At 65.9% G+C, this 22664-nt stretch carries 22 protein-coding genes and 1 pseudogene; 17 read left to right on the top strand and 6 right to left on the bottom strand.

The genetic code is table 11. The features are described 5' to 3' along the window. Positions 1-7 precede the first annotated feature (7 nt). Complete coding sequence (gene paaK / locus ACFPU0_RS06440; protein ID WP_377691987.1) at positions 8-1321, top strand: phenylacetate--CoA ligase PaaK; 1314 nt, start codon at positions 8-10, stop codon at positions 1319-1321. 56 nt (positions 1322-1377) lie between these two features. On the opposite strand, the gene ACFPU0_RS06435 is transcribed toward paaK, so the two are convergent. Both ACFPU0_RS06435 and ACFPU0_RS06430 read right to left on the bottom strand, forming a co-directional pair. Then, positions 1378-1749, bottom strand: a complete 372-nt coding sequence (locus ACFPU0_RS06435; RefSeq protein WP_377691986.1) for a helix-turn-helix domain-containing protein — start codon at positions 1747-1749, stop codon at positions 1378-1380. Positions 1750-1754: 5 nt separating this feature from the next. Beyond that, positions 1755-2057: a type II toxin-antitoxin system HigB family toxin gene (locus ACFPU0_RS06430; protein WP_377691985.1), complete on the bottom strand. Its 303-nt coding sequence runs from the start codon at positions 2055-2057 to the stop codon at positions 1755-1757. Positions 2058-2304: 247 nt separating this feature from the next. Here ACFPU0_RS06430 and ACFPU0_RS06425 point away from each other — a divergent pair, with 247 nt between their 5' ends. Continuing rightward, positions 2305-2658: a DUF1428 domain-containing protein gene (locus ACFPU0_RS06425; protein WP_377691984.1), complete on the top strand. Its 354-nt coding sequence runs from the start codon at positions 2305-2307 to the stop codon at positions 2656-2658. A gap of 125 nt (positions 2659-2783) precedes the next feature. Here the strand turns inward: ACFPU0_RS06425 and ACFPU0_RS06420 are convergent, their stop codons facing one another. Further along, entirely contained in the window at positions 2784-3131 is a 348-nt protein-coding gene (locus ACFPU0_RS06420) for an MTH938/NDUFAF3 family protein (RefSeq protein ID WP_377691983.1), read from the bottom strand. A gap of 192 nt (positions 3132-3323) precedes the next feature. On the opposite strand from ACFPU0_RS06420, the gene ACFPU0_RS06415 reads away from it, so the two are divergent. The 10 genes from ACFPU0_RS06415 to paaZ all read left to right on the top strand — a co-directional run bounded on the left by ACFPU0_RS06415 (position 3324) and on the right by paaZ (position 13359). Then, the gene (locus ACFPU0_RS06415) at positions 3324-3713 is read left to right on the top strand and encodes a hypothetical protein (RefSeq protein WP_377691982.1); all 390 of its coding nucleotides are present in this window, start codon (positions 3324-3326) and stop codon (positions 3711-3713) included. A gap of 419 nt (positions 3714-4132) precedes the next feature. Beyond that, positions 4133-5125 (top strand): 1,2-phenylacetyl-CoA epoxidase subunit PaaA, encoded by a 993-nt coding sequence (gene paaA / locus ACFPU0_RS06410; RefSeq protein WP_377691981.1) that lies wholly within the window; start codon positions 4133-4135, stop codon positions 5123-5125. A 27-nt stretch (positions 5126-5152) separates the two neighbouring features. Beyond that, positions 5153-5434 carry a 1,2-phenylacetyl-CoA epoxidase subunit PaaB gene (gene paaB / locus ACFPU0_RS06405; protein WP_016493150.1) on the top strand — a complete coding sequence of 94 codons (282 nt, stop codon included), beginning with the start codon at positions 5153-5155 and terminating at the stop codon, positions 5432-5434. A 10-nt stretch (positions 5435-5444) separates the two neighbouring features. Further along, complete coding sequence (paaC, locus tag ACFPU0_RS06400) at positions 5445-6206, top strand: 1,2-phenylacetyl-CoA epoxidase subunit PaaC (RefSeq protein WP_377691980.1); 762 nt, start codon at positions 5445-5447, stop codon at positions 6204-6206. Continuing rightward, the gene (gene paaD, locus ACFPU0_RS06395; protein ID WP_377691979.1) at positions 6193-6726 is read left to right on the top strand and encodes a 1,2-phenylacetyl-CoA epoxidase subunit PaaD; all 534 of its coding nucleotides are present in this window, start codon (positions 6193-6195) and stop codon (positions 6724-6726) included. The genes paaC and paaD overlap by 14 nt, the downstream gene beginning before the upstream one ends. A 26-nt stretch (positions 6727-6752) precedes the next feature. Beyond that, on the top strand, positions 6753-7829 hold the full coding sequence (paaE, locus tag ACFPU0_RS06390; RefSeq protein WP_377691978.1) for a 1,2-phenylacetyl-CoA epoxidase subunit PaaE: 1077 nt from the start codon (positions 6753-6755) through the stop codon (positions 7827-7829). Between the two features lie 111 nt (positions 7830-7940). Then, on the top strand, positions 7941-8249 hold the full coding sequence (locus ACFPU0_RS06385) for a DUF485 domain-containing protein (protein ID WP_377691977.1): 309 nt from the start codon (positions 7941-7943) through the stop codon (positions 8247-8249). Beyond that, positions 8246-9892 carry a cation acetate symporter gene (locus ACFPU0_RS06380; RefSeq protein WP_377691975.1) on the top strand — a complete coding sequence of 549 codons (1647 nt, stop codon included), beginning with the start codon at positions 8246-8248 and terminating at the stop codon, positions 9890-9892. The genes ACFPU0_RS06385 and ACFPU0_RS06380 overlap by 4 nt, the downstream gene beginning before the upstream one ends. A 33-nt stretch (positions 9893-9925) precedes the next feature. Further along, complete coding sequence (locus ACFPU0_RS06375) at positions 9926-11161, top strand: OprD family porin (protein ID WP_377691974.1); 1236 nt, start codon at positions 9926-9928, stop codon at positions 11159-11161. A 146-nt stretch (positions 11162-11307) separates the two neighbouring features. Beyond that, entirely contained in the window at positions 11308-13359 is a 2052-nt protein-coding gene (gene paaZ / locus ACFPU0_RS06370; protein ID WP_377691973.1) for a phenylacetic acid degradation bifunctional protein PaaZ, read from the top strand. A 464-nt stretch (positions 13360-13823) separates the two neighbouring features. Here the strand turns inward: paaZ and ACFPU0_RS06365 are convergent, their stop codons facing one another. After that, a complete protein-coding gene (locus ACFPU0_RS06365) occupies positions 13824-14774 on the bottom strand; it encodes a LysR family transcriptional regulator (RefSeq protein WP_377691972.1) in 951 nt (316 codons plus the stop codon). 119 nt (positions 14775-14893) lie between these two features. Between ACFPU0_RS06365 and ACFPU0_RS06360 the strand changes: the two genes are divergently transcribed. The 5 genes and pseudogenes from ACFPU0_RS06360 (at position 14894) to ACFPU0_RS06340 (ending at position 20596) form a co-directional block, all read left to right on the top strand. Next, positions 14894-16066, top strand: coding sequence for a M20 aminoacylase family protein (locus tag ACFPU0_RS06360; protein WP_377691971.1), 1173 nt, complete (start codon positions 14894-14896; stop codon positions 16064-16066). A 26-nt stretch (positions 16067-16092) separates the two neighbouring features. Next, positions 16093-17406 carry an MFS transporter gene (locus ACFPU0_RS06355; RefSeq protein ID WP_377691970.1) on the top strand — a complete coding sequence of 438 codons (1314 nt, stop codon included), beginning with the start codon at positions 16093-16095 and terminating at the stop codon, positions 17404-17406. 260 nt (positions 17407-17666) lie between these two features. Then, on the top strand, positions 17667-18992 hold the full coding sequence (locus tag ACFPU0_RS06350) for a hypothetical protein (protein WP_377691969.1): 1326 nt from the start codon (positions 17667-17669) through the stop codon (positions 18990-18992). 2 nt (positions 18993-18994) lie between these two features. Then, positions 18995-19186: pseudogene (locus ACFPU0_RS06345) on the top strand (hypothetical protein); the annotation flags it as partial. 180 nt (positions 19187-19366) lie between these two features. Beyond that, a complete protein-coding gene (locus ACFPU0_RS06340) occupies positions 19367-20596 on the top strand; it encodes a DUF3422 domain-containing protein (protein WP_377691968.1) in 1230 nt (409 codons plus the stop codon). Positions 20597-21084: 488 nt separating this feature from the next. Here the strand turns inward: ACFPU0_RS06340 and ACFPU0_RS06335 are convergent, their stop codons facing one another. Together ACFPU0_RS06335 and ACFPU0_RS06330 are read right to left on the bottom strand one after the other, a co-directional pair. After that, positions 21085-21795, bottom strand: coding sequence for a lipoyl protein ligase domain-containing protein (locus tag ACFPU0_RS06335; RefSeq protein ID WP_377691967.1), 711 nt, complete (start codon positions 21793-21795; stop codon positions 21085-21087). Between the two features lie 79 nt (positions 21796-21874). Continuing rightward, a complete protein-coding gene (locus ACFPU0_RS06330; protein WP_377691966.1) occupies positions 21875-22624 on the bottom strand; it encodes a class I SAM-dependent methyltransferase in 750 nt (249 codons plus the stop codon). Between the last annotated feature and the right edge of the window lie 40 nt (positions 22625-22664).

The following is a 22664-nucleotide window of genomic DNA, read 5'->3' as shown; positions in this document are numbered from 1 at the left end:
TGAAACCATGAACATGATTGCCAATACCGCCTTGCTTGACCCGATGGAAACCGCCAGCGTCGACCAACTGCGCCAGCACCAGCTGGAACGCCTGCGCTGGAGCCTGAAGCACGCCTACGAGAACGTCCCGCTGTACCGCCAGCGCTTCGATGAGCGAGGCGTGCATCCGGATGACCTGAAGTCCCTGGAAGACCTGGCCAGGTTCCCCTTCACCGGCAAGAACGACCTGCGCGACAACTACCCCTTCGGCATGTTCGCAGTGCCGCAGAGCGAGATCGTGCGCATCCACGCCTCCAGCGGCACCACCGGCAAGCCCACGGTGGTCGGCTACACCCAGAACGACATCGACACCTGGGCCAACGTGGTGGCGCGCTCGATCCGCGCCGCCGGCGGCCGCAAGGGCGACAAGGTGCATGTGTCCTACGGCTACGGCCTGTTCACCGGCGGCCTGGGCGCCCACTACGGCGCCGAGCGCCTGGGCTGCACCGTGATCCCCATGTCCGGCGGCCAGACCGAGAAGCAGGTCCAGCTGATCCGCGACTTCCAGCCGGACATCATCATGGTCACCCCCTCCTACATGCTGAACCTGGCCGACGAGATCGAGCGCCAGGGCATCGACCCGCACAAGCTGGCCCTGCGCCTGGGCATCTTCGGCGCCGAGCCCTGGACCGCCGAACTGCGCCGCGCCATCGAGGAGCGCATGGGCATCACCGCCCTGGACATCTACGGCCTGTCGGAAATCATGGGCCCTGGCGTGGCCATGGAATGCGCCGAGACCAAGGATGGCCCGACCATCTGGGAAGACCACTTCTACCCCGAGATCATCGACCCGGTGACCGGCGAAGTGCTGCCGGACGGCGAAATGGGCGAGTTGGTGTTCACCTCGCTGTCCAAGGAAGCCCTGCCGATGATCCGCTACCGCACCCGCGACCTGACCCGCCTGCTGCCGGGGACCGCGCGGCCGATGCGGCGCATGGACAAGATCACCGGCCGCAGCGACGACATGCTGATCATCCGTGGCGTCAACGTGTTCCCGACGCAGATCGAGGAGCAGGTGCTGAAGGTCAAGCAGTTGTCGGAGAACTACGAGATCCACCTGTTCCGCAACGGCAACCTGGACAGCATCGAAGTCCATGTCGAGCTCAAGCACGAACACGACGGCCTGGGCGAGCAGCAGCAACAGGCGCTGTGCAACGAGCTCTCCAAGTACATCAAGACCTATATCGGCATCAGCTCGCGCATCGTCCTGCGCCCCTGCTTCTCGCTGAAGCGCTCCGAGGGCAAGGCCTGCCACGTTTACGACAACCGCAACAAGGGCTGAGTCCGGCCCAATGAGAAAGCCCCGATCTGGCGGGGCTTTCTTGTGTTCCTGCCGAATCAGGCATGGCTGGAAGGCTTGATGAGGCTCTCTGCCGGAATACCGAACATCTCGTGGAGTTTCCAGATCATCGGCAAGGTCAGCGAACGTTTGCCATTGAGCACCTCATAGACGCGATTCGGACGGCCGATGGCCGGAACCAGATCCGCCACGGTCAAACCCGATTGCTCCATGCGGAACTTGATGGCATCGACCGGATTGGGCAGATCGACGGGAAACTGACGCGCCTCATAGGCCTCGATCAGCGTCAGCATCACCTCGAAGTAATCCCCCTCGGGGCTGCCCGGTTCCGGCTCGTTGTCGAACAGGGCGGACACCTGCTTGAGCGCGGCGCGATAGTCTTCGTCCGTACGAATCGGGTGAATGTTCATGATCTTTACTCCATCTCCACGCTGTCGGCGTCGATCGCGTCGTACTGCTCATGTGTGCCGACGAACTTGATGTAGAGCGCGCCGAAGCGATAGGCGACAGCGACCACCAGACGAAAGTCGTTGCCCTTGATGTTGAATACGACCCGGCGACTCTTGAGGATGCTCGCATTGCGGTACTGGGCCTTGATGTCGGCAGGACTCGCCCAATTCGCCTTCCTGGCCTCATCTATCCACGCCAGCAGCGGCTGCTCCGAATCCGGATACCGTTCCCAGAACGCCTTCAGGTGACTGAGCGCGATGATTCTCATGGCGATGGATACTAGTCCCATAGTGGGACCAGGGCAACCAGCCCCCTCCAGAACCAATGGATCACCAGCCATTGGCGAAAACCCTGCTCAAACGGGGCTCTCTTCCGGGCGCCGGGCCACGACCACCCGTCGGACCGGCCACGACCTTCCCGGAAAACTGTCGAACCGACAGGAATTGCATCGACTCATTGGCATATCGGCATGGAAACGACTGACCGCTCCAACCCACCCACGCAGGAGATCGATCATGACCTATGTAGATGGCTTCGTTGTCCCCGTCCCCACCGCCAACCGCGAGGCCTACCGCAAGGTGGCCGAGATGGCCGCGGGAGTCTTCAAGGAATGCGGCGCCCTGAGCGTCGTCGAGTGCTGGGGTGACGATGTGCCCGAAGGCAAGGTGACGTCTTTCCCGATGGCGGTGAAACGCAAGGAAGATGAGACCGTCGTGTTTTCCTGGATCACCTGGCCCTCGAAGCAGGTGCGGGATGCAGGCATGAAGAAGGCGATGGAAGACCCGCGGATGCAACCCAGTCCGAGCACCATGCCCTTCGATGGCCAGCGGATGATCTATGGCGGGTTCGAGGTGCTGGTAACTGCCTGAGCAGATCCTGCTGGGGCAGCTTCGCCCTCCGGCCTTTCAGGGGCGGCTACGCCACCCTTCGCGAATAAATTCGCCCCCACAGAAAAACCAGCGCCCGGCCGAAGCCATTTCCCGGATTGGACCATCTAGCAGGTGAGATGCAGGATCGCATTGGTGTGCTTCTGCCCCTCCTGCAGCACCACGATGGCCTCCGCGGTCGGCCTCACGATCAGCTCGATGCCGCGGCGCTCGGCCTCGCGCCTGACTTCCGGCATGACCGGCAAGGCCCCGGTGCCGGTACCGACGACAAGCCGCCGGCAATCCCAGGGAATCTCTTCCTCGATCGACAGCGGGGTGTGACCGAAGGCGTCGCGGAACTTCTTCGAGGGCTTCTTCTTGCGTTTGCGGACCTGGCCGTGGGCGATCACCACATCATGGGGATAGGTGACCCCATCGATGGTGATGGAGCCGAAGGAGAATGCATCGAATCGCATATCCACCTCCCCCGCTTGCTGCAGCCGGCGGCGGATCGGTAAGGGAGCGGGTGCTCGACCCGCTAAGTATGGTCCCCGCCGGAGGCGACGCAGGCCTGGAACCATCCCGCCCAAGGCATGATTGGTCAAAAACTATACTGCTTGGTATGGGGGCAATATCCGCGGGGAGGATTTGATTCAGGAGGGTTCGCCATGCGTATCCTCAAGCTTCTACTGGTGCTCTTCGCCTGCCTCGGCGGGGGCCAGGTGATGGCCGAAACACCCTGGACCAGCATTGACACCAGCGGCGCCATGACGCTGGCCGGGGGCGGCCACTTCAAGGGCCACCACCGGCACGGCCACGGCTTCATGAAGCATCACCATGGCTTCAAGAAGTTTCATTCCCATGGGTTCAAGCGCGGCTTCGTCGGCCATTCCCATCGCTTCCATCACAAGCATCACGGGATCTTCGTGGTGAAGGATCCGCGTTTCGTTCGGCATCACCACTTCCATGGCATTCACGAGCGTAGCAACGGGATCGTGATCCGCTTCCATGAGCCGCGCTCGCGGATGTTCATGGGTTCCGATTTCCATAATCACTGAACTCGGCTGCCGAGCAGCGCCAGCTTCGAGTCCGGTCCAGGACGGAGGACCCATTCAGCCTTGGGCGACAGGGAGGTCACTCCCCGTGCCATCCATCAGGTCTGCGACCACAAACAGAACACCAATCAGACAACAAATCACAATACGAGTATCGCTTTACGAACCACCACAAAACACACTCATCAGCCAGCCGCCCCGCCCCTCCGAACATCTCGGCCATCCCCGGCAAAGCCCCTAGGCACAATGGCCTTTGCACGAATTGCCCGTGCCTTGTGACCGGATCCCCTCCCTGCCACTCGTCAATCCGATACAAAAACTCTTACGACACACGTTTTAGTGTTTGATATTTGTTTTTGTATCATTTAAAAATAGCGCCATGGCCAAGCCACCCCACGAACCCTGCATGGCTGGAGAACGGCATGTACGCACAATTGGTTGAGACCGGCGTGAAGCGCGTGAAGGCGCTGGAGGAGATGTCCTCCGAAGAACGCGCCTTCCAGGAAAAGATCGACGCGGAAATCAAGATCGAGGCGAAGAACTGGATGCCGGACGCCTACCGGCAGACGCTGATTCGCCAGATCTCCCAGCACGCCCACTCCGAGATCGTCGGCATGCTGCCGGAAGGCAACTGGGTGACCCGTGCCCCGACCCTCAAGCGCAAGCTGCAGCTGATGGCCAAGATCCAGGACGAGGCCGGCCACGGCCTCTACCTCTACAGCGCCATGGAAACCCTCGGCGCCGACCGCGACGCCGAGATCGCCAAGCTGCACTCCGGCCGCGCCAAGTACTCGAGCATCTTCAACTACCCGACCCTGAACTGGGCCGACATGGGCGCGGTGGGCTGGCTGGTGGATGGCGCCGCCATCGTCAACCAGGTGGTGCTGCAGCGCACCTCCTACGGCCCCTACTCCCGCGCCATGATCCGCATCTGCAAGGAAGAGTCCTTCCACCAGCGCCAGGGCTACGAAATCCTCCTGCACATGATGCGTCACGGTAACCAGGCCCAGAAGGACATGGTCCAGGACGCCATCAACCGCCTCTGGTGGCCGGCGCTGATGATGTTCGGCCCGAGCGACGCCGACTCCCCCAACAGCGCCCAGTCCATGGCCTGGAAGATCAAGCGCCAGAGCAACGACGAGCTGCGCCAGCGCTTCATCGACCAGACCGTGCCGCAACTGGAGCTGCTCGGCTGCACCGCGCCGGACCCGGACCTGAAGTGGAACGAGGCGCGCGGCCACTACGACTTCGGCGAAATCCAGTGGGAAGAGTTCTACGAAGTGCTCAAGGGCAACGGCCCGTGCAATCACGAACGCATCGCCACCCGCCGCAAGGCCATCGAAGACGGTGCCTGGGTCCGCGAAGCCGCGGTGGCCCACGCCCGCAAACAACAACGCAAAGCGGACGCCGCTTGACCTGCCCCTGATCTGGAGATTCCCGCCATGTCCGAATGGACCCTTTTCGAAGTCTTCGTGCGCAGCAAGCACGGCCTCAATCACAAGCACGTCGGCAGCGTGCATGCCGCCGACGCGCGCATGGCCATCGAGAACGCCCGCGAGCTGTACACCCGCCGCAACGAAGGCGTGAGCCTGTGGGTGGTGCCCTCCGCGCTGATCACCGCCTCCTCCCCGGACGAGAAGGAACCGCTGTTCGACCCGTCCCAGGACAAGGTCTACCGCCACGCCAGCTTCTACGAGCTGCCGGCCGAAGTCGGCCACATGTGAGGCGCCTGCCATGAGCCAACGCGAAGACCTCATCCAATACCTGCTGCGCCTGGGCGACAGCGCCCTGATCCAGGGCCAGCGCCTGTGCGAATGGTGCGGCCGCGCCCCGGCGCTGGAAGAAGAACTGGCGCTGATGAACGTCGGCCTCGACCTGGTGGGCCAGGCCCGCAACTGGCTGGACTACGCCGCCGAACTGCTGGGCGACGGCCGTGACGCCGACCACCTGGCCTTCCGCCGCGACGAGCGCGCCTACCGCAACCTGCTGCTGGTGGAGCAGCCCAACGGCGACTATGCCGTGACCATCACCAAGCAGTTCCTCTACGACGCCTGGCACTTCCAGGTGCTGCACGGCCTGACCGCCTCCAGCGACGAGCGCGTGGCCGGCATCGCCGCCAAGGCCCTGAAGGAAGTCACCTACCACCTGCGCCGCTCCGGCGAGTGGGTCGAGCGCCTGGGCGACGGCACCGGGGAAAGCCACGAGCGCATGCTGGCGGCCATCCGCGAGGTCTGGCGCTTCACCGTCGAACTGGTCAACGGCGACGAGGTGGAGCAGCGCCTGGCCGAGGCCGGCATCGCGCCGAACCCGGCGGAAGTCGCCGCGGCCTGGAAGTCCAAGGTGGCCGACATCTTCGCCAGCGCCACCCTGCCGCTGCCGGAACCGGCCAGCCACTTCTACCTGTCCGGCCGCAAGGGCCTGCACACCGAGCACCTCGGTCTGCTGCTGGCCGAAATGCAGTACCTGCAGCGGGCCTACCCCGATGCGTCCTGGTGAGCTGATCGCCAGCGACCGCGGCGCCAGGCCCGGCGCGCCAGAGGACCTGGCGCGCGCCTGGTCGGTGCTGGGCGCGGTGATGGACCCGGAAGTGCCGGTGGTCAGCGTGGTCGACCTCGGCATCGTCCGTGGCCTCGACTGGCAGGACGGCCACCTGCACGTGGTGGTCACCCCGACCTACTCCGGCTGCCCGGCCACCGAGGTGATCGAGCACGACATCGAGCAGGCCCTGGAAGGCGCCGGCTTCGCCGCGCCGAAGCTGGAGCGCCGCCTGACCCCGGCCTGGACCACCGACTGGATCAGCGAGGACGGCCGTGAACGCCTGCGCACCTACGGCATCGCCCCGCCGGCCGGCAGTACCAGCAAGCGCAGCCTGCTGGGCGAGGCCCCGGAAGTGTGCTGCCCGCAGTGCGGCAGCGCCCATACCGAGCGCCTCAGCGAGTTCGGCTCCACCGCCTGCAAGGCCTTGTACCGCTGCCAGGAATGCCTGGAACCGTTCGACTACTTCAAATGCATCTGAGTGGCGCGCCACCGGAGACGACGACAATGAGCAAATTCCATAGCCTGACGATCAAGGAAGTGCGCCCGGAAACCCGCGACGCGGTGTCCATCGCCTTCGACATTCCCGAAGGCCTCGCCGAGACCTTCCGCTTCACCCAGGGCCAGCACCTGGTGATGCGCACCCGGATGGACGGCGAGGAAGTGCGCCGCTCCTACTCCATCTGCACCGGCGTCAACGATGGCGAGCTGCGCGTGGCGATCAAGCGCGTGGCCGGCGGCCGCTTCTCCGCCTACGCCAACGAGAGCCTGAAGGCCGGCCAGAGCCTGGAAGTGATGCCGCCGTCCGGCCACTTCCATGTGGAACTGGACGCCGCGCGCCACGGCAACTACCTGGCGGTGGCCGCCGGCAGCGGCATCACGCCGATCCTGTCGATCATCAAGACCACCCTGGAAACCGAGCCCCACAGCCGCATCACCCTGATCTACGGCAACCGCTCCAGCGCCTCGGCACTGTTCCGCGAGCAGCTGGAAGACCTGAAGAACCGCTACCTGCAGCGCCTCAACCTGATCTTCGTGTTCAGCCGCGAACAGCAGGACGTGGACCTCTACAACGGCCGTATCGACGCCGACAAGTGCGGCCAGCTGTTCGGCCGCTGGATCGACGTCAAGGCCCTGGACGCCGCCTTCATCTGCGGCCCGCAGGCCATGACCGAGACCGTGCGCGACCAGCTCAAGGCCAACGGCATGCCCGCCGAGCGCATCCACTTCGAACTGTTCGCCGCCGCCGGCAGTGGCGCCAAGCGTGAAGCCCGCGAAGCCGCCCGCGCCACCGACGGCGCCACCAGCCAGGTCACCGTGATCAGCGACGGCCGCGAACTCACCTTCGAACTGCCGCGCAACAGCCAGAGCGTGCTCGACGCCGGCAACGCCCAGGGCATGGAGCTGCCCTACTCCTGCAAGGCCGGCGTGTGCTCCACCTGCAAGTGCAAGGTGATCGAAGGCGAGGTGGAGATGGACAGCAACTTCGCCCTGGAGGACTACGAAGTGGCCGCCGGCTACGTGCTGTCCTGCCAGACCTTCCCCATCAGCGAAAAGGTGGTCCTCGACTTCGACCAGCTCTAAGCGACACCCGTAGGAGCAGGGCGATACCCGCAGTACCCCGTTCGACATTCGCAGCCTTGCCGTCGGCCGCCGGACGGGTCGTCTCGACAATCACAAAAAGAGAGAGCAACCATGACCCCGCAAGACCTCGATCGCATCCGGGAGAACCCGGACTTCATCCAGCTGGTCCGTCACAAGCAGCGCCTGACCTGGTCCCTGACCGCCGCCATGCTGGTGATCTACTACGGCTTCGTGCTGCTGGTGGCCTTCGCCCCCGGCGTGCTCGGCCAGTCCCTCAACGGCGGCGTCACCAGCGTCGGCATGCTGGTGGGCGTGGTCATCATCCTGTTCTCCTTCGCCCTCACCGGCATCTACGTCAAGCGCACCAACAGCGTGCTCGACCCGCTGAACGACAAGCTGAAGCAGGAGTGCGGCCAATGAAAGCCATCGCCTCCCTGCTGCTGGCCGCCGGCCTGTTCGCCTCCCAGGGCGCCTTCGCCGCCGACGCCGCCGCGCGTCCGCTGAACTGGAACGCCATCTACATGTTCCTGGCGTTCGTCGTCTTCACCCTCGGCATCACCCGCTGGGCCGCCCTGCGCACCCGCTCGGCCGCCGACTTCTATACCGCCGGCGGCGGCCTCACCGGCTTCCAGAACGGCCTGGCGATCGCCGGCGACATGATCAGCGCGGCGTCCTTCCTCGGCATCTCCGCGATGATGTTCATGAACGGCTACGACGGCCTGCTCTACGCCCTGGGCGTGCTCGCCGGCTGGCCGATCATCCTGTTCCTGATCGCCGAGCGCCTGCGCAACCTCGGCAAGTACACCTTCGCCGACGTGGTCTCCTACCGCCTGCAGCAGAGCCCGATCCGCATCACCGCCGCCTTCGGCACCCTGACCGTGGCGCTGATGTACCTGGTGGCGCAGATGGTCGGCGCCGGCAAGCTGATCGAGCTGCTGTTCGGCCTGTCCTACCTGCAGGCCGTGCTGCTGGTGGGCGTGCTGATGGTCTGCTACGTGACCTTCGGCGGCATGCTGGCCACCACCTGGGTGCAGATCATCAAGGCGATCCTGCTGCTGTCGGGCACCAGCTTCATGGCCTTCATGGTGCTCAAGCACTTCGGTTTCAGCACCGAAGCCATGTTCGCCGCCGCCACCTCGGTGCACGCCAAGGGCACCGCGATCATGGCGCCGGGCGGCCTGCTGTCGAACCCCATCGATGCCATCTCCCTGGGGCTCGGCATGATGTTCGGCACCGCCGGCCTGCCGCATATCCTGATGCGCTTCTTCACCGTCAGCGACGCCAAGGAAGCCCGCAAGTCGGTGTTCTACGCCACCGGTTTCATCGGCTACTTCTACCTGCTGCTGATCGTGGTGGGCTTCGGCTCCATCGTGATGGTCGGCACCAATCCGGAGTTCCGCGACGCGGCCGGCGCCATCATCGGCGGCGGCAACATGGTGGCGGTGCACCTGTCCCATGCGGTGGGCGGCAGCCTGTTCCTCGGCTTCATCTCCGCCGTGGCCTTCGCCACCATCCTCGCGGTGGTCGCCGGCCTGGCGCTGTCCGGGGCTTCGGCGGTATCCCACGACCTCTACGCCTGCGTGGTCCGCAAGGGCAAGGCCAGCGAGCGCGAGGAAATGCGCGTGTCGCGCATCGCCACCCTGTGCATCGGCGTGCTGGCGGTGATCCTCGGCATCCTCTTCGAGTCGCAGAACATCGCCTTCCTCTCCGGCCTGGTGCTGGCCATCGCCGCCTCGGTCAACTTCCCGGTGCTGTTCCTCTCCATGTTCTGGAAGGGCCTGACCACCCGTGGCGCGGTATCCGGCAGCGTGATGGGCCTGCTCTCCGCCATCGTCCTGCTGGTGCTGAGCCCGGCGGTGTGGGTCAACGTGCTGCACCACGACAAGGCACTGTTCCCCTACTCCAACCCGGCGCTGTTCTCCATGGGCCTGGCCTTCTTCAGTGCCTGGCTGTTCTCGGTGACCGACGGTTCCGAGCGCGCCAAGGCTGAACGCGGCCGCTACCTGGCCCAGTTCATCCGCTCCATGACCGGCATCGGCGCCGCCGCTGCCAGCCGCCACTGAGCCCTTACGAACCGGATGATGGATACAAGAACAATGAACCACAGCCGTACCCTTGCGCCGCTCGTCGCGGCGCTCGCCCTGCCCTTCGCCACTTCGGCGCTGGCGGGCTTCATCGAAGACAGCAAGGGCAGCCTGGAGCTGCGCAACCACTACCTCAACCGCGACTTCCGCCAGGATGGCGCGCCCCAGTCCAAGGCCGAGGAATGGGGCCAGGGCTTCACCGCGCGCCTCGAATCGGGCTTCACCGAGGGCAGCGTCGGCGTCGGCCTGGACGCCATCGGCGAGCTCGGCGTGAAGCTGGATTCCAGCCGCGACCGCCGCGGTACCGGCCTGCTGCCCTTCGGCCCCACCAGCAAGGAACCGGTGGACGACTACAGCGAGCTGGGCCTGACCGCCAAGCTGCGCGCTTCGAAGAGCGTGCTGCGCCTGGGCACCCTGCAGCCGTTGCTGCCGGTGGCCACCTACAACGACACCCGGTTGCTCTCCTCCACCTTCCAGGGCGGCATGCTGACCAGCCAGGAGCTGGGCGGCCTGACCTTCAACGGCGGCCGCCTGACCCGGACCAACCTGCGCGACTCCTCCGGCCGCGACGATATCGGCTTCGGCGCCGCCACCAGCGATGCCTTCGACTTCGCCGGCGGCACCTATGCGATCAACCCGCAACTGGCGCTGAGCTACTACTACGGCCTGCTGGACGACATCTACCGCCAGCAGTTCGTCGGCCTGGTGCACACGCAACCACTGCCCGGCGGCTTCAGCCTGAAGAGCGACATCCGCTACTTCGACAGCCGCGGCGATGGCGTCGAGCGTGCCGGGGAAATCGACAACCGCAACTTCAACGGCATGTTCAGCCTGACCAAGGGACCGCACCGCGTCAGCGCGGCCTGGCAGCAGCTGTCGGGCGACAGCGCCTTCCCCTTCCTCAATGGCGGTGACCCTTATGTGGTCAACCTGGTGACCTTCAACACCTTCACCCGCGCCGAGGAAGATTCCTGGCAGCTGCGCTACGACTACGACTTCGCCGCCCTCGGCATCCCGGGCCTGACCTTCATGACCCGCTATGTCGACGGCCGCAACGTCAAAACCGCGACCGGCGACGACGGCGAGGAATGGGAACGCGACAGCGACCTGGCCTACGTGATCCAGAGCGGTGCCCTCAAGGGCCTGAGCCTGCGCTGGCGCAATGTCACCTTCCGTTCCGGCAATGGCCTGACCACCGATCTCGACGAAAACCGCCTGATCCTCGGCTACACCCTGGCCCTCTGGTAAGGCGGGAGAACAACACACCCTGTAGGAGCGAGCTCTGCTCGCGAAACATCGCGCTTCGCGAGCAAGAACTTGGCGTCCCCCTCGCTCCTACGAAACAGAAATCACGCCCGTGCCCATGCACGGGCCCCCTTCACGGAGAATCCCCCATGAGTCACGCCACCACGCTGCAAAGCTTCATCGGCGGCCGCTGGATCGGCCAGCAAGGCGCCCAGGCACTGCGCAGCGCCATCGACGGCAGCACAATCGCCCGCGCCCACGAGGAAGCCCTGGACTTCTCCGAAGCCGTCGAGTTCGGCCGCCAGCGCGGCATCGCCAGCCTCATGGCCCTGGATTTCCAGCAGCGCGCGGCGCGTCTCAAGGCCCTGGCGCTGTACCTCACCGAACACAAGGAACAGCTCTACACCCTGTCCCGCCACAGCGGCGCCACCCGCGCCGACAGCTGGATCGACATCGAGGGTGGCGCCAGCACCCTGTTCAGCTACGCCGGCGTCGGCGCCCGCGAACTGCCGTCGGGCAACATCGTCCATGAAGGCCCGGCCATGCCCCTGGGCAAGCAGGGCACCTTCGCCGGCACCCACATCCTGGTGCCGCGCGGCGGCCTCGCCGTGCATATCAACGCCTTCAACTTCCCGATCTGGGGGATGCTGGAGAAGTTCGCCCCGAGCTTCCTCGCCGGCATGCCCTGCATCGTCAAACCGGCCACCGCCACCAGCTACCTGACCGAAGCCGCCGTGCGCCTGATGCACGCCTCCGGCCTGCTCCCGGAAGGCAGCCTGCAGCTGATCATCGGTGGCACCGGCGACCTGCTGGACCGCCTGCAGGGCCAGGACGTGGTGACCTTCACCGGTTCCGCCGACACCGCCGCCAAGCTGCGGGTGAACGCCAACCTGGTGCGCAACTCCGTCCCCTTCAACGCCGAGGCGGACTCGCTGAACTGCGCCATCCTCGCCCCGGAAATCACCCCGGACGATCCGGAGTTCGACCTCTTCGTCAAGGAAGTGGCCCGCGAGATGACCGTCAAGGCCGGGCAGAAGTGCACCGCCATCCGCCGCGCCATAGTCCCCGCCAAGCACATCGACGCCGTGGCCGAACGCCTGCGCGAGCGCCTGTCCAAGGTGGTCATCGGCGACCCGGCCGTGGAAGGCGTGAAGATGGGCGCCCTCGCCTCCCACGCCCAGCAGGCCGACGTGGCCGAGCGCCTGGACGCCCTGCTGCAGAGCAGCGAACTGCTGTTCGGCGCCCGCGACGGCTTCGCCCCGCGCGGTGAAGGCGTGAACGAGGGCGCCTTCTTCGCCCCCACCCTGCTGCGTTCCCGCGACCCGCACGCCGAGGGCGGCGCCCACGACATCGAGGCGTTCGGCCCGGTGAGCACCCTGATGGCCTACGACGACCTCGACGAGGCCATCGCCCTGGCCGCCCGTGGCAAGGGCAGCCTGGTGGCCAGCCTGGTCACCAAGGACCCGCAGGTAGCCGCCCGCGTGGTGCCGCAAGCCGCCGCCCTGCACGGCCGCCTGCACATCCTCGACCGCGAATCCGCCGCCGAATCCACCGGCCACGGCTCGCCGCTGCCGGTGCTCAAGCACGGCGGCCCCGGCCGCGCCGGTGGTGGCGAAGAGCTGGGCGGCCTGCGCGCCGTCAAGCACTACCTGCAACGCGCCGCCGTCCAGGGCTCGCCCACCATGCTGGCCGCCGTGACCCGAGAGCACGTACGCGGCGCCCAGGTGATCGAAACCGAGGTGCACCCGTTCCGCCGCTACTTCGACGAGCTGCAGATCGGCGAATCCCTGCTGACCCACCGCCGCACCGTCACCGAGGCCGACATCGTCAACTTCGGCTGCCTGTCGGGGGACCACTTCTACATGCACTTCGACGAGCTGGCGGCCAAGGAATCCCAGTTCGGCAAGCGCATCGCCCACGGCTACTTCGTGCTCTCCGCCGCCGCCGGCCTGTTCGTTTCCCCCGGCGTCGGCCCGGTGCTGGCCAACTACGGCCTGGACACCCTGCGCTTCATCACCCCGGTGGGCATCGGCGACACCATCCAGGCGCGCCTGACCTGCAAACGCAAAATCGACCAGGGCAAGAAGAGCCCGAAGGGCGAGCCCCAGGGCGTGGTGGCCTGGGACGTGGAAGTCACCAACCAGAACGGCGAACTGGTGGCCAGCTACGACATCCTCACCCTGGTGCTGAAACGCCCTTGAGCCGTGTGAACCGAGTCGCTGCGTGAGTTTACGACCGGCCTTCGGGCCGGTCTTTTTTTTGCCTTCAGCCCGTGCGCGGAAACGAATTCGGGCGGTTGTCGTGAGGGGTAGCTGTGCTGCCCATTCGCAAGTAAACATCCACCCGGGAGCGGCAGTGGGATTTCCCCGGACTTCATCCGGCTACTGATCACTGGCTGCCGCATAGCCCCTGTAGGATGGGTGGAGCGGAGCGATACCCATGCGGACAAAGCTGATGGGTATCGCAGGCTCCACCCATCCTACAGAAGCTCCGACTTCATCCTGCCAATCGGAGCATTTCGATCGTCACCGGCAGCGCCGATGACTCATGACCACGCCCTGAGGACTGGTTTCCCGAGTTCGAATGAATTCGCTCCCACAGGAATCCCTCGCCTGTAGGAGCGATTTCAATCGCGAAGCAAATCGAAGATTTGCCCTCCACCGCCCTAGAACAGCAGCTCCAGCATGTCCGCCAGGCGCCGGTCGTCGGCGTTGCGCGAGCGTGCGCAGGCTTTCAATGCCTGCTGCAGGCACTGGATGAAGCAGCGCGCCGCCGGGTCCAGGGCCTGGTCGCGCAGGCGGATCAGGCTGATATCGCTATCGGCCAGCGTCTCTTCCAGCTCCAGTGCCCGCACCCGGCCGCGCATGGGCTCGCAGAGGAGCATCGGCTCGGGTGAATAGCCGAGCAGCCCCGCATTGACGATCAGGCTGGTGAGCATGGCGCTGGACTGGGCGCAGACAATGCGCCCCGGGCAAACCTGGTGGCCATGGCGGCCGAAGACTTCCTGCACCACCTGGTCGTAGCCGGCCTGGGTGAAGTTCATCACCCAGTCCTGCTCCAGCAACTCCGCCAGCGACCGGGCCGCCTGCGAGGGGTGGCCTTCGCAGGCGACCACCTTCATGCGGTAGCGGGCCAGGGGCTCGTGGATGAACTCCTGGGCAGGCAGCACGCCCGCCGGCCCCAGGGCGAAATGCATCACCCCGCTGCGCAACAGCGGCAGGCTCACCGCCTGCAGGCCTTCATAGAGTTCCAGGCGCACCGCCGGCATCTCCCGGCGGAAGGCCTGCACGGCCGCCGCCAGCAGGGTCTGCCCGAACCAGGGGGTGACGCCCACGCACAGGCGCGCCGCCACCTCGCCGCGCAGGCTCGCCAGGTCGCGCTGGGCGCTTTCCAGCTGGCTGGCGATCTGCCTGGCGTGGGGCAACAGCACCAGTCCGGCCTCGCTGAGCCGCGCCCCGCCGGCATGGCGCATCAGCAGCGGCAGGCCCTGCTCTTCTTCCAGCTCGCGCAGCGCACGGGTGATGGCGGACTGGGACAGGCCCAGTCCCCGGGCGGCCGCGCGAATGCCGCCGCCATCGGCGACCGCGATCAGGGCCTGTAGCTGGTGCAACTTCATGGAGACCTCCTGCCTGAACACCAAAGCGGGTCACGACAACATTTTTGCGGCTTATGCCGGCCAGACGCGGGCGCTAGGTTAGGCCACCAGATCGACCCAGCCAACCGGACAAGAACGACATGCACACGCACCGCATCCATCCCGGCATCGCCGCCATCACGCCCGCCATGACCGAACTCCGCCGCGCCATACACGCCGAGCCGGAGCTGGGCTTCGAGGAGTTCGCCACCCGCGAGAAGGTCATCCGCCACCTGCGCGACTGGGGCTACGAACTGTACGACCTGGCCGGCACCGCCGTGGTCGCCACCTTGCGCAATGGCGAGGGCCCGACGCTCGGCCTGCGCGCGGAGCTGGACGCCCTGCCCATCCAGGAACAGAGCGGCCGTCCCTGGAGCAGCCAAGTCCCCGGCAAAATGCACGCCTGCGGCCACGACGGGCATACCGCGATGCTGCTGGCGGCGGCCTGCGAACTGGCCCGCGAACGCAACTGGCGCGGCACCCTGCACCTGTTCTTCCAGCCCGCCGAGGAAGGCCATGGCGGCTCCGGCGCCAAGCGCATGCTGGACGAAGGGCTGTTCCGCCTGTTCCCCTGCGACGCCCTGTTCGCCCTGCACAACTTCCCCGGCATGCCGGTCGGCCGCTTCGGCGTCCTCGCCGGCCCCTTCATGGCCTCCTCCGACAGCGCCAGCATCGTCATCCACGCCAGCGGCGGCCATGGCGCCATGCCGGACAAGGCGGTGGACCCGGTGGTGATCGGCGCCTCCCTGGTGATGGCGCTGCAGACCGTGGTGTCGCGCAACGTGCCGCCCAGCGAGACGGCGATCGTCACCACCGGCGCCTTCCTCGCCGGCGACGCGCCCAATGTGATCCCGCAAAGCGCCGAGCTGCGCCTGAGCATCCGCGCACTGAACCCGCAGATCCGCCAGTTGCTCAGGCAGCGCGTCCAGGCCCTGGCGGAAGGCCACGCGGCCAGCTTCGGCGCCAGCGCCGAAGTCAGCTTCGACAACGGCTACCCGGTGCTGATCAACGACCAGGCGGCCAGCCGGTTGGCCACCGAGGTGATCCGCGACTGGCTGGGGGACGAGGGCCTGGCGGCGGACGTGAAGCCCATCTGCGCCAGCGACGACTTCGCCTTCTGGCTGGAGAAGGTGCCCGGCTGCTACCTGCTGATCGGCAACGGCGAGGGCCACGGCAGCTGCGAGGTGCACAACCCCGGTTACGACTTCAACGACCAGGCCCTGCCACTGGGGGCCACCTTCTGGGTCAGGCTGGCGCAACGCTTCCTGGCCTGACACGGACCTTCCCGAGGAACCACACGATGACAACAAGAACAACATCCTTCGACCTCAGCCAGGACCGCCCCCGACCGGCCAACCACAAGGCCATCGCGGCGATCTGCCTGGGCAACGCCCTGGAGTTCTACGACTTCCTGGTCTACAGCATGCTGGCGACGCTCATGGCCCGGCTGTTCTTCCCCTTCGGCGACCACCCGCTGATCCCGCTGCTGCTGTCCCTGGCGGTGTTCGGCACCGGCTTCGTCATGCGCCCGCTGGGCGCGCTGGTCATCGGCCTGTACGCCGACCGCGCCGGGCGCCGTTCCGCCATGCGCCTGACCCTCTGGCTGATGGCGATCGGCTCGCTGCTGTTCGCCGTCGCCCCCACCTACGCCCAAGCGGGCCTGCTCGGCCCGGCGGTGGTGATCCTCGCCCGCCTGCTGCAGGGCTTCGCCCTGGGCGGCCAGATCGGCACCTCCACCACCATGCTGATGGAGTACGCCGACAAGGACACGCGCGGCTACTACTGCAGCTGGCAGGTCTTCAGCCAGAGCCTGGGTATCTTCTTCGGCGGCCTGCTGGTCACGGCGCTGAGCAACCTGCTGACGCCCGAGGCCATGGACAGCTGGGGCTGGCGGCTGATCTTCGCGGTGGGCATCCTCGCCATCCCGGTCAGCGAGTACATCCGCCACCGCCTGGACGAGACCCAAGCGCACCGAGCGGCCAGCACCAAACCGCGGCCGGTGGAGGTCAACCGCCTCGCGCTGCTGCTCGCCCACCCACGCCAGCTGTGCGCCGGCATCCTGCTCGTGATCGGTGCCACCGTGCCCGTCTACATGATCCAGTTCTACCTGGCCAACCACGCCATCGGCGTGCTGGGCATGCCCCTGGGCACCGGCACCTGGGCGGCCATAGTCGCCTGCCTGCCCCAGCTGCTGCTGTCCGCCCACGCTGGCCGCCTGAGCGACCGCATCGGCCGGCGCAAGGCGATCTTCTGGCCCATGCCGATCCTCCTGCTGGCGATCTACCCGGCCTTCCTGGTGATCAACCAGAATCCGGACATCAGCGTGCTGCTGGCGGTGGTGTTCCTGCTCAGCATCCCGCTGACCTACACCATAGTGCCGAACCTGGCGATCCTGCCGGAGCTGTTCCCGGTGGAAATCCGCGCCAGCGGCATGTCCCTCGCCTACTGCATCGGCGTGGCCCTGTTCGGCGGCTTCGCGCAGTTCTTCGCCGCTGGCCTGGTGAGCCTCACCGGCAGCCCCAACGCGCCGGCCTGGTACATCTTCGGCGCCATCCTGCTGGCGCTGGTCGGGCTGAAGCTCGCCCCGGAAACCGCCGGCAAGGAACTCGACTGAGCCTGGGCATCCTCACCCTGTAGGAGCGATTTCAATCGCGAAGCAGGGCGCAGACCTGCCATGCCCTCGCAAGGGCCGGCTGCGCCGTCCAATCGCGAATGAATTCGCTCCTACAGCGCTCTTGCCAATACGGCATCCCGAATCTGGCACGCAGCATCAAGCCCTTGGCAAGCAGGCTCAAGGCCAGCCCCGGGCAACTCCTTAGTATCCGGACGCAGAAACGCAGCCCTGCCAATACCTACAAAAAAGGAAGCCTTGCGATGAAGCGGTCCGCCCTGTTCCGACTGTCCACCCTCGCCCTCCTGGTGAGCAGCGCCACCCAGGTTGGTGCCTACGAACTCTACGCCGACCAGGACACCCACCTGAATGCCGACCTGGAAGCCGTATTCGGCTTCTTCCACAGCCAGGAGAACTACGCCACCACCGGCTCCAGGAGCGAAGGATCGTCGTCCTGGCGCGAGGGCTATGCCAAGTACGGCATCAGCTTCGATCAGGGCCTGGCCGGCGCCGGCACCAGCTATGGCGCCTTCAACCTGCTCAGCTCCGGCACCTGGGGCGATGGCGATGCGGCGGGTTTCACCGACGGTTCCGAGCGCACCACCAAGATCGAGGACGCCTACCTCGGCTGGCGCTCAGGCAGCCTGTTCGAGGCCCTGGGCGAGGATGGCGTGGACTTTTCCTTCGGCCGGCAGAACCTCATGATCGGCGATGGCTTCCTCATCAACGGCGACGCCCTGAACCTCGGCAAGGGCTTCGCCGACGGCGAGTTCAACCGTGGCGGCGCCTACTGGCTGGCCGCGCGCAAGGCCTTCGACCAGACCGCCGTGCTGCGTCTCGGCGGCAAGGACGGCCTGCGTGGCGACCTGATGTGGCTGAAGTCCGACAACCGCGCCCAGGCCAAGCCCGAGCTGCTGGTGGGCAACCTGGAGCATGTCTCCGAAGCCGGTACCCTGGGCCTCACCGCCATCGACATCCGCGACATCGACGAAGAGTTCGCTTCGCCCTTCCAGGCCGAGCGCGATGGCATGAAGACCTGGAGCGTACGCGGCCAAGGCAATGCCGGCGTTCAGAACCTGTTCCTTTCCGGCGAATACGCCTGGCAGGACAAGAAGGAGGTCGACGACGAAAACGCCTGGTACCTGGAGGCCGGCTGGACCTTCGCCGATGTGGCCTGGAGCCCGAACCTCAGCTACCGCTACAGCCGCTTCTCCGAAGGCTTCGATCCGCTGTTCACCGGTTTCAGCCGTGGCTATGGCACCTGGTTCCAGGGCGAGGTGGCGGCCAACTACGCCGGCCCCTTCAACACCAACACCCAGGTCCACCACGTCGCCTTCAAGGTCTCGCCGCTGGAGAACCTCAGCGTCGGCGCGCTCTGGTTCGACTTCGACACCCTGGACCAGGACCTCGGCAACTTCGACGGTCGCGAGCTGGACCTCTATGCCGAATGGGCGGCGACGGACAACCTGATCGTCATGCCCGTGGTCGGCCTCTACAAACCGGAGAAGAGCGCCGCCGAAGGTGGTACCCAGATCGGCGGAGACGACAGCAACCTCTACAGCCAACTGGTGTTCGTCACCACCTTCTGAAAATGAATTTGCAAATTGCCAGTGCCGCCGAGGAGCAAAGCAGCGTCGCAGAAGAGATCAATCGAAATGACGAGGCCATCGGCGACGTCACCGAGTCGCTTTCCGGCCAGGCCGAGCAGTCGGCCCGGGTCAGTCGTCAACTCAATGAACTGGCCAACCATCAGCAAGGGCTGATGCAGCAGTTTCGCGCCTGAGACCCACAAGGTCTCTTCGTGTCCAAGGGCAGCCTTGCTGCCACTCCCCGTCGCCACCGATCTGAAGGGTTACCCGCCCCGACTGGTCGGTGGCACCCCAGCCTTCCCCCACAAAGGTGTGACCGACGCCCGGGCAGGCCGCGTCATCGAAGAAAAACCTCCCTGCTCGCAGAAGTCTCCATGCACACACTCCGCAAAGCCCTGCACAACGAGTTGCACTCGCGCCCATCGATCTATTTCCGTGACCCGGCCCACGTCTACCACCTCGCCTTTGCCGATACGGAGGAGGTTTGCGACGTGCTGGTGGACCGCCTCAACCAGGCCGCCGATGCGCCACTGGCCAGCAACGGTTCCCAGGGCCTGCTGCGCATGGGCGAGAACACCCTGAAATGGGAGCGCCACACCGAATTCTTCACCCTCACCCTGGTGGTACCGCGCACGCCGGGCGGGGAGTACTGGCCGCCCCTGCCCGAGGAGCTGGAGAGCCTGGTGGCCGAGCATCGGCATCTGCTGATCAATGCCGACCAGGTGCTGGTGGAGTCGGAGGCGGACTGGGCCGGCGACACGGCGGCCTATGGATTCAAGGACCCGGCGGGCTCCAACCTGGGTGGAGGAGACGCCGTCGCCTGGTCGGACTTCCGCCTCAGCGAGGAAGGCGTGAACCGCATCCTCCTGGTCAATCGCCGACTCAATGCCTATCGCCTCGGCCGGATGATCCGCCGCCTGCTGGAGATCGAGACCTACCGCATGATGGCCTCCCTCACGCTGCCGGTGGCCCAGGCGGTGAGCCTGCAGTTGCGGGAATACGACAAGGAACTGACCGGCCTTTCCGACCGCAACGCCGAGGGCAAGAGCAGTGCCAAGGCGCTGTCGGCGGATATCGCCTCCCTCTCAGCACGCATCGTGCGCAGCACCGCGCGTACCCGGCAGCGCTTCAGCGCCACCGAGGCCTATGCGCAGATCGTCTTCGAACGGATCAACGAACTGCGCGAGACCCATGTCGGCGACTGCCAGCGCCTGGGCGTGTTCATCGAGCGGCGTTTCCGCCCCACCGTGCGCTACTGCGCCGCCACCGACCAGCGCCTGGTACGCCTGGGCCAGAGCGTGGCCAACCTCGGCGACCTGCTGCAGGCGCGGGTCCAGGTGGAAGTGGAGGAGCAGAACTCCGAGATCCTGCGCAGCCTGAGCGCCCGCGCCGAAACCCAGATCAAGATTCAGAAGGCGGTGGAAGGCCTGTCCATCATCGCCATCAGCTACTACCTGCTGAGCCTGTTCAAGCTGTTCTACGGCGGCCTCCATACCCTCGGGCTGGATGTCTCGGCAAAGACCTCGATCCTGGTGATGACGCCGGTGGCGACGCTCATCCTCGGCGGGATCTTCCTGCGGATCAGGAAGGCGAAGGGGCATTGATCCCCGTGACCCAGCCATGGGGGGATGTCGCTTTTCACATCCACCAACGCGGCCACGCCCGCCACCGATGGTGGATCGGTGAAGCGTGATCCACCCTACAAGGCTGCTGCCCCGCGCGGGCGCCACGTCATGTAGGGGGATGTCGCTTTTCACATCCACCGACGCGGCCAAGCCCGGCACCGATGGTGGATCGGTGAAGCGTGATCCACCCTTGGGCTTGCCAGGTGTGTCGGGGACTTTCACCCCTGAGTGGGCGCGCCCTGCCGGGCGCACAAAAAAAAGACCCGGCAAAGTGCCGGGTCAATAACCGTGATTAGCCTGATGAGGAGATAATCTGATGAGTCCGAATCCGGGCCTGTCAGCTTATCCGGCTGGCCGCGAGGCCAGTGATTGGAATAATAATGATTCTCATTTTATGGTCAAGCGTTTTCTGCTTCCGGATGTGAATCGGTTCCATTCATCAGCCGGCGGCCCATCGCCCTCCCCCTTCACTCCAGCGCCAGTCCGGCTTCCGAAAGGGTGCGCCGATAGCTGTCGCGCAATGCCTCGAGACGGGTCCAGACCTGACCCACGCATTCGTCCAGGGCGATATGGCTGCTGGCCCGCACGCGATCATCGAGGCCGCAGCCCGCGTAGAAGGCGTTGACCACCTCGACCATGGGATCGCGCTGGTTCTCCATCAGCACGGCGCCGTGGGCCAGCACCACATGGCGGCTGTCCTCGCGGCGGCGGCGCCAGCGCTGGGCGGTGCCGACCAGCTTGCGCGCCTTGAGGGTGACGTTGTAGCGACCATCGCAGAAGGCGCCGTCCACCTCCCCCAGCCCGCCGGCCAGGCCCATGCCGGCCAGCCAATCGAGCATCGGCTGGCAAAGGCGCAGGTAGGCGTTCTCGATACGGGTCAGCTCGCTTTCCTTTGCAGGCAAGGCATAGACCAGGGCCACATTCAGGACTGCCGGGGACTGCGGCACCGGCTCGCCACCACTGTCGCGCAGGGCGATGGGCCAGCCCATGCCGGCACAGCTGGCCTCAGCCGTGGCGAAGCCCGCCAGGCGACTCATCCGCTGCGGCATCACCAGCGCCGCCTCGCTCGGGCGCCAGAACAGCAGCCCGCATTCCCGCTCGCCATGCTGGACGCTGTCCAGCAACTGGCGTTCCGCATCCAGGCCCTCGACGACTGCGAAGCGCGATATCTGATGCATGAGTCTTCCTGCACAATGTCAATTTTCCAGCAACTCGGCAGCGCCAGGGCGATTGCCGCGCCAAGTCGTTAAATTTCCTTCAGCTCACCCGCCCCAGGTTCACCGTCAGGGGCCAGCTCACCCGGCGGGTGCTCGCCGGGTCGCCCCAGGCCTGCTGGAACTCATCCCGCAGGGGATCGAGAGGGTCGTTCCCGTGGGCGGCCTTGTAGGTTCCCAGGGCCGACCAGCTTTCCAGGTAACCTAGCAACCGTGCCAGGTCCCACTGGGCGTCCAGGGTGAAGGGCGGCACCTCGATGCGCTCGAAAGGAAATGGCAGGGTGCGGTAGCCCTGCTCCACATGCTTACGCTCTTCGGCCCAGTAGGGGCCGAGGATGTCCTGGTAGAGGTGGTTCACCAGCGCATCGACCTCAGGCGTTATCTGCGAGCAGTTGTAGGAGATCACCGCCAGCAGCGCACCCGGCCGGCTGACCCGGCGCACCTCGGCGTAGAAGCGCTCCAGGTCGAACCAGTGCAGCGCTTGCGCCACCAGGGTCAGGGAGACGCTGCCATCGGCCAGGGAGGTCTGCTCCGCCGGCTCGCAGCGGTAGTCGATGTTGGGCCCGGCTTCGGCCTTGGCCAGTTGCTGGGCGCTCACATCGGTACCCACCACCCGCTGGAAATGCCGAGCGAGGTCCAGGGTGGCCTGGCCGGTACCGCAGCCGCAGTCCCAGGCCAGGGACAGATCCGGCGCCTGATTGCTGAGCCAGGCGATCAGGGCGGGGTCGTAGGTGGGACGGTTGGCGCTATAGGCGTCGGAGTTGCGGGTGAAGAGCTGGCTGGTGTCGGACATGGCGAGGGATCCGCTTCTGCTCGCTGGGGCTGCCAGCATA

It is taken from the genome of Pseudomonas sp. GCM10022186 (assembly GCF_042656385.1).
In the GTDB taxonomy this organism is placed as follows: domain Bacteria; phylum Pseudomonadota; class Gammaproteobacteria; order Pseudomonadales; family Pseudomonadaceae; genus Metapseudomonas.
The sequence above is the reverse complement of the archived record's forward strand: the minus strand, read 5'-3'. Positions and strand labels throughout refer to the sequence as shown.